Origin of the sequence: Delftia tsuruhatensis NBRC 16741, from assembly GCF_001571325.1 — a bacterium.
Lineage (GTDB): Bacteria > Pseudomonadota > Gammaproteobacteria > Burkholderiales > Burkholderiaceae_C > Comamonas > Comamonas tsuruhatensis.
In genome coordinates this window covers 24,092-39,378 of record NZ_BCTO01000026.1, presented here as the reverse complement: position 1 = coordinate 39,378, position 15,287 = coordinate 24,092, and the positions used below count along the sequence as shown (strand labels likewise).

Here is a 15,287-nt window from a genome sequence, read left to right as displayed (position 1 = left end):
CCCACACCACCACCCGCACCCACACCCACAGCACCTCCTCTCACTGCAGGGCGCAAGGCCTTGCCGGACTCTCTTTCAGGAACATGCCCATGAAACCCCTGCTGCATGCCTGGGCCGCTGCCTTGCTATGTGCCTGCGCTGTCCAGGCCCAGGCCCAAAGCCATCTGCCGCCCGAGGCCGCCGTGCGCGAGGCCGTGGCCCGCTCTCCTGCCGTGCAGGCTGCCGACGCCGCGCAACGCGGCGCTGCGGCGCGCGCCCAGGCCCTGCGCGCCGGCCCGCATGAAACCGTGGTGCGCGCCAGCGGCCAGCGCCGCTGGGTGCACGACGGCTCGGGCCAACGCTTTACCGAAGGGCAGATCGCCATCGAGCGCCCCCTGCGCCTGGGCGGCAAGGCCGAGTCCGATGCGCAGCTTGCCGAAGCGACCCAGGCCGCATCGCGCGTGGCGGCCCAGGATGTGCGGCACGAAGCCGCACGCCAGTTGCTGGCGCTGTGGTTTGCCGCACAGCGCGCAGGCCAGGCGCAGCAGACCGCCCGGCACAATGCCGACGCTGCCGCCGAACTGGCCCGCGTCACCGAACGCCGGCTGCGCGCAGGCGATGCGGCCAGGCTGGACGCTGAACTGGCCGCCGCCGAGTACGCGCGCATGCAGGCCGCGCTGGCAACGGCCCAGGCCGCGCACCAGGCGGCTCAGGCCGACCTGCAGGCGCGTTTTCCGGGCCTTGAGGCTGCGCGGACGAAGGAGGGGGAGGCCGCGCCACCGCTGCTGGATCTGCCACCGCAGCCACCGGCCCAGCTGCGCCTGCGCTACATAGAGCACAGCCACGAATACCTGCTGGCCCAGGCCGAGGAAACCCTGGCCCTGCGCCAGGCCCGCCGTGCCGATCTGGAGCGCCGGCCCGACCCCACCGTGGGCGTGTTCGCCACCAGTGAGCGAGGGGGCAGCGAGCGCATTGCGGGCGTCAGTCTGTCCGTGCCCCTGGGCTCGGTGCACCGCCAGGCCCAGGCCGACCAGGCCCTGGCCGATGCCGACGCCGCGCTGTCCCGCCGCCTGGCGGCCGAGCGCCGCCTGGGCGCGGAGTTCGACGTTCTCTGGAGCCTGCTGGCCGGCAAGCGCGCCGCCGCCCAGGCCCAGGCCCGCGCCGCCACGCTGCAGCAGGGCGCCGCCGACCGCGCACTGCGCGCCTACCGCGCCGGTGAGTCGGGCCTCACCGAACTGCTGGCCGTGCGCCGCACCCTGGCCGAAGCGCTGCTGGCCGAACGCCTGGCCCGCAGCGAGGCGCTGGAGGGCGACAGCCGCCTGCGGCTGGATCTGCATGAGCTGTGGGATTTTGATGACTGAGTGCGGCTGCCGCCCGCGACAATCCTTGTACAGCGACGCAACCCCAGCCAATCCATGAGACCCAGGATCCCTCCCCTCAAACGTCTGCTTGTTCTCGTCACGGTGGTGGTGCCAGCCCTGGCCTGGTGTCTGGTCAAACCAGTGCGCGTGATGGCTCCCGGGCTGGCCGGCGCGTCCTGTACGGCGGACCGGATCTGCGTGGATGATGTCTCGCGGCTGGAGCAGGCCAGCGCCATGGTGGAGGAGGCCCATGGATTCCTGGCGGCGCGCCTGGGCACTGCGCCGCACCGGCCCCGGGTGGTGTTCTGCGCCACCCAGGCCTGTGCGGACAGCTTCGGGCTGGGCGCGCGCTCTGCCATGAACCTGGCGGGCCTGGGCACGGTCATAGGCCCCAGGGCCTGGACCGCCTACTACCTCCGCCATGAACTCATCCACCAGGTGCAGAGCGAGCAACTCGGCATCGTCCGCATGCTGCTGCGGCCCGCATGGTGGACCGAAGGCATGGCCTATGACCTCAGCGAGGACCCGCGCCCCGTGCTCGCCGAGCCCTGGCAAGGCTACAGAGCCAGATTCCAGTCATGGCATGCCCGGGCTGGCGACGCGGGGTTGTGGACTGCGCCGCTCTAGGGTCGACCACCGCCCAGCGTCGCAATCAACTGCCCATACATGGCATCCACGGCCGCCGAGCCCTGCGAGGCCTTGCTGCGCAGGGCCGACACTTCCATGGACACCAGCGGCGGCAGCTCGAAGCCGGCCGGCAGGTTCTGCAGCACCTGCAGGTGCGGGGGCACGCTGCAGCGCGTGAACACCGCCACGGCCAGGCCGCTTTCCACGGCGGCCAGCTGGCCGGCAAGGCTGGAGCTGTGATAGACCACGCGGTGCGCGCGCCGCTGGGCCGCCAGGCTGGACAGCGCGGCCGTGCGCGCCAGGCTGGCGGCCTCGTAGACGGCAATCGGCAGGGGATTCTTCCTCCACACCTCGTGCTGCGGCGCGCCCACCCAGACCAGGGGCTCGTGGAACAGCAGGCGCCCGCGCTGGGGCCTGTCGCGTGAGACCAGGGCCAGGTCCAGCGTGCCGCGCACCACCTGCGGGATGAGTGCGGTGGACTGCTCGCAGGTCAGCTCGATCTCCACGCCCTGGTAGCGGCCCGCGAAGCTGCGCAGCACGGGCGTCAGATAGGTGGATGCGTAGTCGTCCGGCACGCCCAGCCGCACGCGCCCGGACAGGTCGGGGCCGAACAGCGCCTGCTGCGCCTGGGCCTGCAGCTCCAGCATGCGCCGGGCATAGCCCAGCAGCTCGGCGCCTGCGGGCGTGAGCTGCAGATGGCGCGGGCCGCGCAGCAGCACGGGCCGGCCCAGGGTGGTCTCCAGCTTCTTGATCTGCATGCTCACGGCGGCCTGTGAACGGTGCAGCAGCGGCGCGGCAGCCGAGAGCGAGCCCGCATCCACCACGGCCACCAGGGCGCGCAGCCAGTCGATCTGCAGGTCGGGGTGGTTCACGGCATGCTCCATGGATTCGAATATCGAATACTAAACCTGCAAACTATTTGCTTTACGAGAATTTGCTGCCACGAGACGATCGTGGCCATGCAAGACAGAACCCATTCCTTACAGGCCGCATCCCTAGCCTCCGCCGCGACCGCACAAGCCGCTCCCACAGCGCAGGAGACACGCGGCCAGTGGCTGATGATCGCGGGCGGCGTGCTGCTGGGCACCGTGGGCGTGTTCGTGCAGGAGGCCGGACAGCATCCGCTGGTCACTGTGCTGTTCCGCTGCGCCTTCGGTGCCCTGGCGCTGCTGGCCTGGGGGCTGGCCACGGGCCGCGTGCGGGAGTTGCGCGTGCGCGGCAGGAGCTGGCCGGTGGTGGCGGCCACCGGCGTCCTCATGGTGCTGAACTGGGCGCTGTTCTTTGCCGCCATACCGCGCACCTCCATTGGCGTGGCCACCATCGTGTTCCACATCCAGCCGGTGTGGATCATGCTGTTCGGCACCCTGGTGCTGCGCGAGGCCGTGGCGCCACGGCAGGCGGTGGCCATGCTGGCGGCGTTGCTGGGACTGGTGTTGACCACGGGGCTGCTGGGTGGCGATGCGGCGGCCTGGGGACCGGACCATGTGTCCGGACTGCTGATGTGCCTGGCCGGCTCGCTGTGCTATGCAGCCGTGACCATCCTGGCCAAGACCGAGAAAGTGGTCACGCCGTTTGCGCTGGCCTGGTGGCAATGCGCGGTCGGCACCGTGCTGCTGCTGTGGGTGCCGCTGGTTCATGGCTGGCCGCAGGCGCCGTCATCCTGGGCCTGGCTGGCAGGGCTGGGTGTGCTGCACACCGGCCTGGCCTACGCCATTCTCTTTGCGGGCATGGCCCGCCTCACGCTGGGCCGCATCGCCGTGCTGCAGTACGTCTATCCGTTGACGGCCATCGTGCTGGACTGGGCCGTCTACGGGCGTGCGCTGGACGCCGTGCAACTGGCCGGTGTGGGCCTGATGGCCGGGGCGCTGCTGGTGGTCAAGGCCCGACAGCTGCGATGAGCCGTGCGGGCGATGAGCCGTGCGGGCCTTGTGCGCAGGGCCTACTCCTTGCCCAGCGCCTTGTACTGCTCGTACAGCTCGTCGGCCAGCCGGCGCAGGGCGCGGCCTATGGCTGCGTACTCGTACTCGTTGAGGTTGGCCAGCGAGGCACGGCCGGAAGGCCGGTCGGACCCGAAGCCTCGGCCCGGCAGCAGCACGATGCCGGTCTCATCGGCCACGCGGAACAGCATGTCGCCCGTGGACGACTGCTGCACCGCCCATTGCGAGAAGGCCTCGCCGTAGAGCCGGCAGGTGACGTTCTGCAGGTCGATCAGCGTGTAGTAGTTGACCGAGTTGGGGTTCTCCAGCGGGGGCATGCCCAGCTCGCGGTACAGCGTGGCCTCGCGGCGGCGGATCAGCTGCTTGAGGGCCTGCTTGTAGGCGTCCGCTTCATCCATGAGCGCAAACAGCGAGAACAGCACCATCTGCACCTGCTGCGGCGTGGACAGGCCGGCCGTGTGGTTCAGCGCCACCACGCGGCTGTCGGCCACCAGGCGGTCTATGAACTTGAGCGAGCGCACATCGGGCAGCAGCGAGCGGTAGCGGTGGTCCAGCGCCTTCTTGGCGGACTCGGGCAACTGCGCCAGCGCATGGTCGAACACGTTGTCCTTGTGTGCCGCGATCACGCCCAGGCGCCAGCCCGTGGCCCCGAAATACTTGGAGAACGAATACACCAGCAGCGTGTTCCGGGGGCAGACCGAGAACAGGGACTGGAATTCATCGGCAAAAGTGCCGTAGACATCGTCGGTGAGGATCAGCAGGTCGGGCCGCTGCTCGGCCACGATGGCGCGCACGCGGTCCAGGCTGCGCTGGTCCATCTTCACGGACGGCGGGTTGCTGGGGTTCACGCAGAAGAAGATCTTGACGTCCGGGTCCTTGAGCTTGTCCAGCTCGGCGTCGGAGTACTGCCAGCCATTGTCGGGGTCCGCGTGTATAGGCACTTCCTTGAGGTCGTACTGCGCCAGTTCGGGGATCTCGATATACGGCGTGAACACCGGCATGCCGATGGCCACCTTGTCGCCGGCCTTGAGCAGGCCGCTGATGCGCAGGCTCTCGAAGATATAGGCCATGGCCGCCGTGCCGCCCTCGACCGCGAACAGGTCCACCGACTCGGGCGGCACGGCGCCGCCTGCCATCTCGCGCACGATGTACTGGCGCACGATCTGCTCGCTCACGGTGAGCATGCGCGGCGGCACGGGGTAGTTGCAGCCCAGGATGCCGTCCACCATCTCGTGCAGGAAGGCGGCGGGGTCCAGCCCCAGCTGGTCGCGCACATAGCTCAGCGACTTGCCCAGGAACTTCACGCCCTCCTGATCGCGGTGCTCGGCGATGAAGCGCTCGAAGCGCCCCTCGATGCCGTCGAGTTTGGCCAGCCCGCCCACGCCCACCGTCATGTAGGAGTACGACAGCTCCGACTCCGCCGCCGCGAACAGCCCCAGCCGGAAGAAGGCCCGGCGCGGCGTGGTCGCCAGGAAGTTGGGATTGCCGCGCCCCGCATTGAGCATGAGGCGGTTGGCCTTGCCCGAGGCCACCTTGATCAGTTCGTCCTTGAGTTCGAACGGGCTCAAATTCGCCAGACTCCGATAATCCTTGCTCATTGCGCAGCTCCTTGTGATGGTCCTTGGTGGTCCTTGGGGATCGGTCAGGGGTGATCAGGGGTGATCAGGCAAAGGCGATGACCAGCGGGCCCAGCAATGTGAGGAACACATTGGCCAGCGCATAGGTGATCGCGAACGGTGCCGTGGGAATCGAGTTGCCGGCCTTGTCCAGAATCTCGCCAAACGCCGGGTTGGCGCTGCGCGCCCCGGACAGCGAGCCCGCGAACACGGCCACGTTGTCATAGCGCAGCACGTACTTGCCGAACAGCATGGCGATCAGCAGCGGCACGATGGTCACCACCACACCCAGCAGGAACAGCGTCAGGCCCTGCTGCATCACCGTGGTCACGGCCTGCTGGCCCGACTGCAGACCCACCATGGCCACGAAGCCGGCCAGGCCCAGGTCGCGCAGCAGCGTGGAGGCGGCCGTGGGCATGTTGCCGAAGGTGTGCTTGCGGCTGCGCCACCAGCCGAACAGCAGGCCCGCCAGCAGGGCGCCGCCGCCGCTGCCCAGCGTGATGGGAATGGAGCCCAGGCGCAGCACCAGCAGCCCGATCAGCAGGCCCACCGTGATGCCCAGGCCATGGAAGACAAAGTCCGTCTTGTCGCTGGGAACGATGATGGGGCCCACCGACTGCGCAGCCTTTTGCACATCCTGCGGCGTGCCGAACAGCGTCACCACATCGCCCGGCATGACCATGGTGGCCGGCGCAATCGGCACCGGCGTGCCCGCGCGCATCAGCGCCACTGCGTACACGCCGTGCTTGAACTCCTGCGACAGGCTGTCCAGGATGTCCTTCACGCTGCGGTTCAGGTACTGGTTGTTGGAGATGGCCACGTCGCGCCGCACCATCACCACGTCCATGCCCTCGGCGCCCTGCAGCTCCTCGCCCACCGAGGCGCCCAGCGCCACCACGGCCGCGCGCCGGCCCACCAGCAAGATGATGTCGCCGGCTTCCAGCGCCAGGCTGCCGTCCACGCCCACCATCGCGTTCCTGCGCTGTATGCGCTCCACCGTCACCGTGCCGCCGTTGGCGGTGGCGCTGGCCTCCAGCTCCGCCACGGTGCGGCCCGCCTGTCCCACGCGGAAAATGCGCCCCACCAGATCCGGCACGGCCGGTGACTCGCCGGTTCCGTACACGCGCACGCCCTTGAGCAGCTCCTGCTCGGCCTGGATCGCGTCCTCGCGGATCTTGCGGCCCGTCAGCCACTGCAGCACGTTCACGCACATGATGATGGCGCCGAAGGAGCCGAAGATATAGGTCACCGCATAGCCGATGGCCACATTGGCCTGCATGCGCTGCACCTCGCCGGGCGCCAGCCCCAGCTTCTCGATGGCCGAGCCCGCCGTGCCGATGATGGCCGACTGCGTCAGCCCGCCAGCGGCCAGCCCCGCCGCCAGCCCCTTGTCCAGATGGAACACCCGCGCGATCACCACCACCGTGACCAGCCCCGACACGGCCACCACCAGGGCCATCAGGATCTCCTTGACCGATTGCCGACCCAGCGAGCGGAAGAACTGCGGCCCGCTCTCGAAGCCCACGGCATAGATGAACAGCGCAAACAGCACCGCCTTGATGCCCGAATCAATGGTCACCCCCACCTGGCTGATCAGCACCGCCGCCAGCAGCGACCCCGCCACGCCCCCCAGCTGGAACGACCCGAACCTGAACTTGCCCACCCAGTAACCGAGCGCCAAGGCCGCAAACAGCGCGATTTCCGGAGCCTGATGAAAGATGCTTCTGAGAAAGTCCACAGCCACCTCTGCTTCTGGGTTGAGGTCCACGGCGGCGCAAGGCAACGGAAGCTGCTGCCCCGGGAGGGCAGGGGGCATTGCGTGCGCGTGGACTGGGAAACGGCGAGTCGCTATTGGAAATAGCTATCGAAAATACTTCTGCACAAATGATTGTGACCAAGAAATATTCAATCGAATATGGCTATTTCATTGGCTTCTTTGGGTCGATCCTTATTGAGAACAGAGCCACTATTCACGACAAAGACCAACGGCAATGTAGGACTGCGCCGTCAGCAAAAGCGGATACATATACAGGCCTGCCTTGCTTGCAGGCCCAGGGTTCCAGTTTTTGGATGAAATCTATTGCCCGCCAGCTGAATTCATCAATTACGCCTCTCGCGCCCAGATGAGGTGAAGCTCTCCGTCCACAAAACCGGCGCTCACCGCTTGCGACTGGCGCAGCCGAAGGGCTCCTGCCGCTTCCGAGGCCACGTAGGAGCCAAGCAGCTTCCTGGCAGCAGCAAGTCCCTTATCCCACTCGCTTCCCACGACTTCATGCGGCAACTCGAAGTGAGGGTCGTCGGACATGAATATGTCATCGCACGCCCAGTCCGGGTCCTGCGGGTCGTAGGTCGGGCAGCCCACAATCTGGAGCTCGTGCGATGTGGGCGAGTCATACAGATTGAAGTGGAATGCCGCGATTCCTTCTGGCAGATCGCCGGAAAGTGTTTCGTCGACCCATTGGGAAAATTGCTTTTCAATTGCTTTCACGGTTTCAATATTCTGATGCAATGTGGATCAAAAAATCTTTCCATCATATAGGGAAGTCTGAAAGAAAGAATTGATTTGCATGCTTCAAAAAATATCCGGCTCCGGCACAGCCCGCCCAAAGCCCGTCTCCAGAAAATCAAAATCGCATCCCTCATTGGCCTGCAGGATATGGCGGCCGAACAGCCAGCCATAGCCGCGCTCGTAGCGCGCGGGCGGGGGCGTCCATGCGGCGCGGCGGGTGGCGAGTTCTGAGTCGCTGACTTCCAGGTGGATGCGGCGGGCGGGCACGTCCACCGTGATGCGGTCGCCCGTCTTGACCAGGGCCAGCGGCCCGCCCACGGCGGACTCGGGCGAGCAGTGCAGCAGGCAGCCGCCGTAGCTGGTGCCGCTCATGCGGGCGTCGGACAGGCGCAGCATGTCTTTCACGCCTTGCTTGAGAAGCCTGGTGGGAATGGGCAGCATGCCCCATTCGGGCATGCCCGCGCCCTTGGGGCCGGCGTTGCGCAGCACCAGGATGTCTTCGCCGTTCACATCGAGATGGGGGTCGTCCACGGCCTGCTTGAGGCTGGGGTAGTCGTCGAACACCAGGGCGCGCCCCGTATGGCGCAGCAGGTGCAGGGCGCAGGCGCTGGGCTTGATGACCACGCCGTCCGGCGCCAGGTTGCCGCGCAGCACGGCCAGCGCCCCTTCGGCGTAGATGGGGCGGGACAGGGGGCGGATCACGTCGTCCTGGTGGACCTGGCTGCCCGCAATGTTCTCGCCCAGGGTCTTGCCGTTGACCGTCATGGCCCCGGTGTCCAGATGCGGGCGGATGCGTTCCAGCAGGGCGCGCAGGCCGCCTGCATAGAAGAAATCCTCCATCAGATAGCGGTCGCCGCTGGGCCGGATGTTGGCGATCACGGGCACGCGGCGGCTGAAGGCGTCGAAGTCATCGAGGCTGACCGGATGGCCCGCGCGCCGCGACATGGCGATCAGGTGAATGATGGCGTTGGTGGAGCAGCCCATGGCCATGGCGCAGGCAATGCCGTTCTCGAAATGCGCACGCGTGAGCATGCGGGCGGGCGTGAGGTCTTCCCACACCATCTGCACGATGCGGCGGCCGCAGTCGGTGCTCATGCGGATGTGGTTGGCGTCGGCGGCCGGAATGGACGAAGCGCCCGGCAGCGCCAGGCCCACGGCCTCGGCAATGCCCATCATGGTGGCCGCCGTGCCCATGGTCATGCAGGTGCCGTGGCTGCGGGCAATGCCGGCTTCCATCTCGCGCCCGGCCTGCTCGTCCAGCCGGCCGGCGCGGCGTTCGTCCCAGAACTTGAAGGCGTCCGAGCCCGAGCCCAGCACCTGCCCCTTCCAGTTGCCGCGCAGCATGGGGCCGGCCGGCAGGTAGATGAAGGGAAGGCCCATGGAGATCGCCCCCATGGTCAGCCCCGGCGTGGTCTTGTCGCAGCCGCCCATGAGCACGGCGCCATCCACCGGGTGGCTGCGCAGCAGCTCCTCCGTCTCCATGGCCAGGAAGTTGCGATAGACCATGGTCGTGGGCTTGACCATGCTTTCCGACAGCGAGATGGCCGGCAGCTCCAGCGGAAATCCTCCGGCCTGCAGCACGCCGCGCTTGACGTCTTCCACGCGCTGCCGAAAGTGGGCATGGCACTGGTTGGCATCGCTCCAGGTGTTGACGATGGCGATCACGGGCTTGCCCATCCAGTCCTCGTAGCCATAGCCCATCTGCAGCACGCGCGAGCGGTGGCCGAAGGAGCGGAAATCATCGGGAGCAAACCAGCGTGCGCTGCGCAGGGATTCGGGGGAACGTGTCATGGTTGTGGGGCTCCTCGGTAGCTGCCGGCAGTGGATGCAGGCCCTGGCGGGTTCGCGGCCAGCGGCCCTTTCCTGAAGCGCGCCGCCGCCGCATCCAGCCCGTCGCGCAGCAAGAGCGTGTCCAGCGCCACGGCCACGAACTGCGCGCCCAGCTCCAGGCATTCGCGCGCCCGTGCCTCGTCCACCATCAGGATCCCCGGCGCCTTGCCGCAGGCGCGGATGCGGGCGATGGCCTGGTCGATGGCCCGGTTCACCACAGGGTGGCGCGCCTGGCCCGGATAGCCCAGGCTGGCCGACAGGTCGGCGGGGCCGATGAAGATGCCGTCCACGCCATCGACGGCCGCAATCGCCTCGATCTGCTCCAGCGCCTCGGCCGTCTCCACCTGCACCAGCAGGCACAGCTCGTCGGCCGCACGTGCCACATAGTCGGCCGTGCGCCCGAAGTTGGCCGCGCGAGTGGAACCGCCCATGCCGCGCATGCCCTGGGGTGCATAGCGCATGGCGCGCACGGCATCCCGCGCTTGCTGCGCGTTCTGCACAAAGGGCAGCAGCAGGGACTGGGCGCCCAGGTCCAGGTAGCGCTTGATCAGCACCGCATCGTTGCAGGCGGGCCGCACCACGGCATGCACGGGCAGGGCGCCCGGTGCGGGCAGGGCGGCGGCCACGGCCTGCAGCTGGCCCAGCATCAGCGGCACGTCGGTGGGCGTGTGCTCGGTATCGAGCAGCACCCAGTCGTAGCCCGCGCCGCCGATCATCTCGCAGACAAAGGGGGAGGGAATGGTGGACCACAGGCCGATCTGCGGGCGGCCTTCGCGCAGCGCGCGCTTGAACGTATTGGCGGGCAGCATGCTCATGGGGACTCTCCTGAAGCTGTTCACTGGACCTGGATGTTTCCCTTGCGCACCACCTCGCTCCAGCGCGCCACCTCGGCGGCGATGAAGCTGGCGGCCTGGGCGGGCGTGCCCGGCGTGGGCTCGTTGCTCATGGCGGCCAGCCGGGCCATGACCTCGGGCTCGGCCAGGAGGGACTGGCAGGCCTGGTTGAGCCGCTCCACCACATCGGCCGGCATGCCCGGCGGCCCCGCCAGGCTGGTCCATGAATAGTTGACGACCTGCGGCTGGCCGGCCTCGGCCATGGTGGGCACATCGGGCAGGGCCGCCAGACGCCGCTCGCCTGCCACGGCCAGCGCACGCAGCTTGCCCGCCTGCGCAAAGCCCACGGCCGAGGTGGCGGGCACGAACAGCAGGTCTGCCTGGCCGCCCATCACATCGGTCATGGCGGGCACATCGCCCTTGTAGGGAACGTTGTTGAAGCTCACGCCGGCCGCCTGGCGCAGCAGCTCCGTCGTCACATGGCTGGACGAGCCAATGCCCGTCAGCGCCACATTCACCGTGCCGGGGCTGGCCTGGGCCAGGGCCACCACATCGGCCACCGAAGCGACCTTCAGCCTGGGCGAGGCCAGCAGCAGCATGGGCACGCGCCCCAGCATGGCAATATGCGTGAAATCCCGCCGCGTGTCGTACTTCACGTTGGGATTGACCAGCTGGTTGATGGCATGCGTGCCCGGCCCGCCAATCACCAGCGCGTAGCCATCGGCCCGCGCCCGCGCCACGGCCTCGGAGGCCAGCGAGCCATTCACGCCGGGCCGGTTCTCCACCACCACGGGCTGACCCAGGCGCTGCGACAGGCGCTCTCCCACCAGCCGGCCCACCACATCGGTCTGGCCACCAGGAGGGAAGGGAATCACCAGCGTGATCGGCCTGACCGGCCAGGCAGCCTGGGCCTGGGCGTGTGCCGGGGCCGGCATCGGGGCCGGAGCCAGGGCTGCAGCCAGCAGGCGCGCCATGGCGCTGCGGCGGTTGGAGAGCGAAGGGCGCATGGTGGTCTCCTCTTGAATGATTGCGCAATCATTTCAAGCAAAGGCAGCGCTCTCCATTCGGACGTACGAGGGGAAAAAATCAGACCGTGCTGATGGACATCATCGTTAACATGACCACGCAATCATCCTCAAGCCGCCTCTCCATCGCCATTCCAGGCAAAGGCCTCGCATGACCCTCCGCACCCTGCGCAACGCCAATGCGCCCACGCTCAAGGACCTGGCCCGCATTGCCGGCGTGTCGCCCATCACCGCCTCGCGCGCGCTGCACCGGCCTGAACTGGTGGCCGAGGCCACGCGGCTGCGCGTGGCGCAGGCCGTGGAGCAATCGGGCTACGTGCCCAACTCCCTGGCGGGCGGGCTGACCTCGCGCCAGACGCGGCTGGTGGCGGCCATCGTGCCCTCGGTGGGGCACTCGCTGTTTTCCGACATGCTCGATGCGCTCATCCACACCCTGGCCGCGCAGCGCTATGAAACCACGCTGGGCATCTCCAGCTATGACCCGGAGCATGAGGAAACCTGGCTGGCCGCCATGCTCAGCCGCCGCCCGGACGGCATCGTGCTCACCGGCACCGAGCACACGGCCCGCACGCGGCGCCTGCTGGTCAATGCCGACGTGCCCGTGGTCGAACTCTGGGACTACCAGCCCCATCCGCTGGACATGGTGGTCGGCTTCTCGCAGGAAGACGCGGGCCGCGCCGCCTTCCGCCACCTGACCGCCTGCGGCTACCGGCGCCCGGCCATCCTGCGCGCCGATGACAGCCGCGCCGCCCGCCGCGCCCTGGGCTTCACCCGCGCCGCCGCAGAAGCCGGTGCCCCGGTTACTGCGCAAATCGTCTTCTCGGAAGCCATCCCCCAATCCGGCCGTGGCCGCGATGCCCTGAGCGCCCTGCGCGCCCAGGCACCGGAGGTCGATGCCGTCTTCTGCAGCTCCGATGCGCTGGCGCAAGGCGTGCTCTCCCACGCCCACGCGCTGGGCCTGCGCATGCCAGAGGAATTCGGCGTGCTGGGCTTTGGCGACCAGGCCCTGGCGCTGGACGCCTGGCCCGCCCTGTCCACCGTGCGCGTGGACGGCGCCGCCATCGGCCGCCTGGGCGCAGAGGCGCTGATTGCGCGCATGGCCGGTGGCGTGGCGGTGGCCGCGCAGGATATGGGGTTTGAGGTGGTGGGGAGGGGGAGTACGCGTGGGCACCAAGATGCGCGCTGAGCGCCAGCGTGAGGCGATGGCCGGGCAGCGGCAGGAAGACCGGCTTTATCTCAGTATCAGCAAGGCGCCGCGCTAGTCCATAACCGGGCCCAGCCCATGCCCAGCAGGCCGGCGCCCAGTACCAGCCAATGCTCGCCGGCAAGGCCGGGCCGGATCCTGTTCCCCTGCCATGAGCGCGGGCGCCAGGGCGACGGCGGGCCGGCCCGGGCGCCTGCGCGAAGGGTAGGCGTATTACGACGCACAGGAAGGCGTTGGCCCGATGGCTGTACCGAGGGCCACACCGCATCCTGAAGGCGTTACGGACCAAAGCCCCACCATGAACACAGAACTGCTGGAATCCCCACGTATCGAACCGGCCGCCGGCGCAGGCACGCTTGCGCCTTCTTTCCTGCATGTGCCGCTCTACGAGCGCCTGGCCAACCATCTGCCCACCGAACAGGAGCGCCAGGCTGCTGCGGACTTCCTGCACGGCGTGATCGCCGAGACCTCTGCCGATGCCGATGGCCTGCCGGACAACCCGGAGCACCTGACCGACTGGATGCGTGCCAATGTCGAGAAAGTGCACGCCCAGTACCAGGCCTACCTGGCAGAGCGCAAGGCGGGTGCGGCACGCCGCTACTTCGGCAACCGCGCCCATGCCCTGTACTTCCTGCGCAATGTGGCGCCTACCAAGCTGGTGGACGGTTCCTGGCTCTACGGCCTGTGCGCGCATGCGGGCAACTCACGCATGTCGGACCTGGTCACCACCTATGTGGAAGAACTGGGCGACGGCATGGCCGACAAGAACCACGTCAAGCTCTACCGGGAACTCCTGGCCAGGTATGGCCTTGATCCCGTGGAGGATCTGCCCGACGACCTGTACCGGCAGGGGCTGGTACAGCTGGCGTTGGGCTGGAATGCGCAGCAGTTCCTGCCCGAGATCGTGGGATTCAACCTGGGCTATGAGCAATTGCCGCTGCACCTGCTCATCACCGCCTACGAACTCAATGAACTGGGGATAGATCCCTACTACTTCACGCTGCATGTCACCGTGGACAACGCCGACACCGGCCATGCCCGGCGCGCCTGCATTGCCGCCTGGGAGAACGCGCCGCGCATTGACGATGGCGGCGACTACTGGCGCCGCGTACGCGCAGGCGCCCGGCTGGCAGACACGGGCACCAGCACGCTGGACGTGATCCGGTCGTTCGATATCGAAGCTGAGGTGGTGCGCATCCTGGCGCGCAAATCGCCTTCCGGGCATGGCGCGCACTCGGACTTCTGCAAGGTGGCCGGCCGCAGCGTCAATGACTGGCTGTCCCATCCGCAGGACATGCCTGCCTTCCTGGCAGCGCTGGAGCAGGCACGCTGGATACAACGCAACCGGCCTGCGGAGGAAAGCCGCTTCTGGCAGCTGCTGCAGGGCGAGCGGGCAGAGATGTTTGGTGTTTTCTCTCCCTATGAGCTGCAAGTCATTCATGACTGGCTGCGTGGGCCGGCCAGTGCGGATGGCGCCTCCTTCGAATCCGTGGCCGAGCCCGGCAAACCGGCGCGGCGCATGAGCTTTCGCGTGGCCGAACGCCTGCGCACATCCCGTGGCGCGCGACCCGACCCGGGCCGCAGCGCGCAGGAGCTGGACACAGACCTGATGCTCTTCGAGCAGCGCTACCCCACGCTCGATCCAGCGGCCCAGCATGAGTTGCTGGTACAGGCCATGTCACCGGGCCTGCACTGGACGCCCCTGGGCCTGCGCGCCACCCGCCTGTTCCTGGGCCGGTAGGCCATTCGACCCTCTTTACCTACCCGGGAAAAATCATCTGGTCATTGGGCAAGATGGGCTTGCTCTTTGACCCATTCCCGGCTTTTGCCACGCACGCACCAGGCGGGATTCTTTACCCAGTCTGTGAAATAAATGGTGGGGTGGTCTTCCAGAATATTGCAGCGTGTATAGCCTAATTTTGGCATGGCATAGTATTGCAAAGGAGTTATTACAAGAAGAAAAGTAATCATGATCACTACTCCCGTGATTGTGGTAATCGTGAAAATGCGCTCTGAGATTTTCAGGATACTTGATCTGCAAGGAATTGATTTTTGTACAAGAAAAATAATTCCTGTGATTGACATTATAGGGAAATACGCCACTAGCAAACTGGATGGTGTAATTCTTACGGATGGAGCGGAATTTTTCAGTTCAATTATTGTGTTTAGGAATGAAAATTTTGTACTCCATATTGATAGTGCTGAGACCAATAGAAGGGAAGGAATGCCATGGATTAAAGATTTTCTGAACTCGGTCAGATTATTTTCTTCCACTTAAATATCCATATTTTTCGATTAATAGGTGCCAGCAGATTGCTGGGCTGTACCGAGCGTTTGTCTTTGTTTTTCTTCTTTTACTTCTGTTG

The 15,287-nt window shown here is 66.9% G+C and carries 14 protein-coding genes; 6 read left to right on the top strand and 8 right to left on the bottom strand.

Annotated features, from left to right (window positions below; genetic code table 11):
• Positions 1 to 89 precede the first annotated feature (89 nt).
• Both DTS01S_RS13905 and DTS01S_RS13900 read left to right on the top strand, forming a co-directional pair.
• A complete protein-coding gene (locus tag DTS01S_RS13905; protein ID WP_061287903.1) occupies positions 90 to 1,340 on the top strand; it encodes a TolC family protein in 1,251 nt (416 codons plus the stop codon).
• A 54-nt stretch (positions 1,341 to 1,394) separates the two neighbouring features.
• Positions 1,395 to 1,967: a hypothetical protein gene (locus tag DTS01S_RS13900; RefSeq protein ID WP_061287902.1), complete on the top strand. Its 573-nt coding sequence runs from the start codon at positions 1,395 to 1,397 to the stop codon at positions 1,965 to 1,967.
• Here the strand turns inward: DTS01S_RS13900 and DTS01S_RS13895 are convergent.
• Positions 1,964 to 2,851, bottom strand: a complete 888-nt coding sequence (locus tag DTS01S_RS13895; RefSeq protein WP_061287901.1) for a LysR family transcriptional regulator — start codon at positions 2,849 to 2,851, stop codon at positions 1,964 to 1,966. The genes DTS01S_RS13900 and DTS01S_RS13895 overlap by 4 nt on opposite strands.
• A gap of 75 nt (positions 2,852 to 2,926) precedes the next feature.
• Between DTS01S_RS13895 and DTS01S_RS13890 the strand changes: the two genes are divergently transcribed.
• Positions 2,927 to 3,865, top strand: coding sequence for a DMT family transporter (locus DTS01S_RS13890; RefSeq protein WP_061287932.1), 939 nt, complete (start codon positions 2,927 to 2,929; stop codon positions 3,863 to 3,865).
• Between the two features lie 41 nt (positions 3,866 to 3,906).
• On the opposite strand, the gene DTS01S_RS13885 is transcribed toward DTS01S_RS13890, so the two are convergent.
• The 6 genes from DTS01S_RS13885 to DTS01S_RS13860 all read right to left on the bottom strand — a co-directional run bounded on the left by DTS01S_RS13885 (position 3,907) and on the right by DTS01S_RS13860 (position 11,699).
• On the bottom strand, positions 3,907 to 5,502 hold the full coding sequence (locus tag DTS01S_RS13885) for a bifunctional aspartate transaminase/aspartate 4-decarboxylase (RefSeq protein WP_016447046.1): 1,596 nt from the start codon (positions 5,500 to 5,502) through the stop codon (positions 3,907 to 3,909).
• 64 nt (positions 5,503 to 5,566) lie between these two features.
• Complete coding sequence (aspT, locus tag DTS01S_RS13880; protein ID WP_174538894.1) at positions 5,567 to 7,258, bottom strand: aspartate-alanine antiporter; 1,692 nt, start codon at positions 7,256 to 7,258, stop codon at positions 5,567 to 5,569.
• A gap of 366 nt (positions 7,259 to 7,624) precedes the next feature.
• Complete coding sequence (locus DTS01S_RS13875; RefSeq protein ID WP_061287931.1) at positions 7,625 to 8,008, bottom strand: hypothetical protein; 384 nt, start codon at positions 8,006 to 8,008, stop codon at positions 7,625 to 7,627.
• Between the two features lie 84 nt (positions 8,009 to 8,092).
• The gene (araD, locus tag DTS01S_RS13870; protein ID WP_061287899.1) at positions 8,093 to 9,820 is read right to left on the bottom strand and encodes an L-arabinonate dehydratase; all 1,728 of its coding nucleotides are present in this window, start codon (positions 9,818 to 9,820) and stop codon (positions 8,093 to 8,095) included.
• A complete protein-coding gene (locus tag DTS01S_RS13865; protein WP_061287898.1) occupies positions 9,817 to 10,674 on the bottom strand; it encodes an HpcH/HpaI aldolase family protein in 858 nt (285 codons plus the stop codon). The genes araD and DTS01S_RS13865 overlap by 4 nt, the downstream gene beginning before the upstream one ends.
• A gap of 20 nt (positions 10,675 to 10,694) precedes the next feature.
• Positions 10,695 to 11,699 carry a Bug family tripartite tricarboxylate transporter substrate binding protein gene (locus tag DTS01S_RS13860; RefSeq protein ID WP_061287897.1) on the bottom strand — a complete coding sequence of 335 codons (1,005 nt, stop codon included), beginning with the start codon at positions 11,697 to 11,699 and terminating at the stop codon, positions 10,695 to 10,697.
• 169 nt (positions 11,700 to 11,868) lie between these two features.
• Here DTS01S_RS13860 and DTS01S_RS13855 point away from each other — a divergent pair, with 169 nt between their 5' ends.
• Both DTS01S_RS13855 and DTS01S_RS13850 read left to right on the top strand, forming a co-directional pair.
• Positions 11,869 to 12,903, top strand: coding sequence for a LacI family DNA-binding transcriptional regulator (locus DTS01S_RS13855; protein WP_061287896.1), 1,035 nt, complete (start codon positions 11,869 to 11,871; stop codon positions 12,901 to 12,903).
• Between the two features lie 316 nt (positions 12,904 to 13,219).
• Positions 13,220 to 14,662 carry an iron-containing redox enzyme family protein gene (locus DTS01S_RS13850; RefSeq protein WP_061287895.1) on the top strand — a complete coding sequence of 481 codons (1,443 nt, stop codon included), beginning with the start codon at positions 13,220 to 13,222 and terminating at the stop codon, positions 14,660 to 14,662.
• A 41-nt stretch (positions 14,663 to 14,703) separates the two neighbouring features.
• On the opposite strand, the gene DTS01S_RS31210 is transcribed toward DTS01S_RS13850, so the two are convergent.
• On the bottom strand, positions 14,704 to 14,892 hold the full coding sequence (locus DTS01S_RS31210) for a hypothetical protein (protein WP_254787952.1): 189 nt from the start codon (positions 14,890 to 14,892) through the stop codon (positions 14,704 to 14,706).
• On the opposite strand from DTS01S_RS31210, the gene DTS01S_RS31205 reads away from it, so the two are divergent.
• Complete coding sequence (locus DTS01S_RS31205) at positions 14,891 to 15,199, top strand: hypothetical protein (RefSeq protein ID WP_254787950.1); 309 nt, start codon at positions 14,891 to 14,893, stop codon at positions 15,197 to 15,199. The genes DTS01S_RS31210 and DTS01S_RS31205 overlap by 2 nt on opposite strands.
• Positions 15,200 to 15,287: the final 88 nt, after the last annotated feature.

What these genes read in the sequence shown, in the direction of transcription:
- DTS01S_RS13855 (WP_061287896.1), top strand. Translation starts at nt 11,869, where the DNA reads ATGACCCTCCGCACCCTGCGCAACGCCAATGCGCCCACGCTCAAGGAC.
- DTS01S_RS13860 (WP_061287897.1), bottom strand. Translation starts at nt 11,699, where the DNA reads ATGCGCCCTTCGCTCTCCAACCGCCGCAGCGCCATGGCGCGCCTGCTG.
- DTS01S_RS13850 (WP_061287895.1), top strand. Translation starts at nt 13,220, where the DNA reads ATGAACACAGAACTGCTGGAATCCCCACGTATCGAACCGGCCGCCGGC.
- DTS01S_RS13890 (WP_061287932.1), top strand. Translation starts at nt 2,927, where the DNA reads ATGCAAGACAGAACCCATTCCTTACAGGCCGCATCCCTAGCCTCCGCC.
- DTS01S_RS13905 (WP_061287903.1), top strand. Translation starts at nt 90, where the DNA reads ATGAAACCCCTGCTGCATGCCTGGGCCGCTGCCTTGCTATGTGCCTGC.
- DTS01S_RS13865 (WP_061287898.1), bottom strand. Translation starts at nt 10,674, where the DNA reads ATGAGCATGCTGCCCGCCAATACGTTCAAGCGCGCGCTGCGCGAAGGC.
- araD (WP_061287899.1), bottom strand. Translation starts at nt 9,820, where the DNA reads ATGACACGTTCCCCCGAATCCCTGCGCAGCGCACGCTGGTTTGCTCCC.
- DTS01S_RS13900 (WP_061287902.1), top strand. Translation starts at nt 1,395, where the DNA reads ATGAGACCCAGGATCCCTCCCCTCAAACGTCTGCTTGTTCTCGTCACG.
- DTS01S_RS31210 (WP_254787952.1), bottom strand. Translation starts at nt 14,892, where the DNA reads ATGATTACTTTTCTTCTTGTAATAACTCCTTTGCAATACTATGCCATG.
- DTS01S_RS13885 (WP_016447046.1), bottom strand. Translation starts at nt 5,502, where the DNA reads ATGAGCAAGGATTATCGGAGTCTGGCGAATTTGAGCCCGTTCGAACTC.
- DTS01S_RS31205 (WP_254787950.1), top strand. Translation starts at nt 14,891, where the DNA reads ATGATCACTACTCCCGTGATTGTGGTAATCGTGAAAATGCGCTCTGAG.
- DTS01S_RS13895 (WP_061287901.1), bottom strand. Translation starts at nt 2,851, where the DNA reads ATGGAGCATGCCGTGAACCACCCCGACCTGCAGATCGACTGGCTGCGC.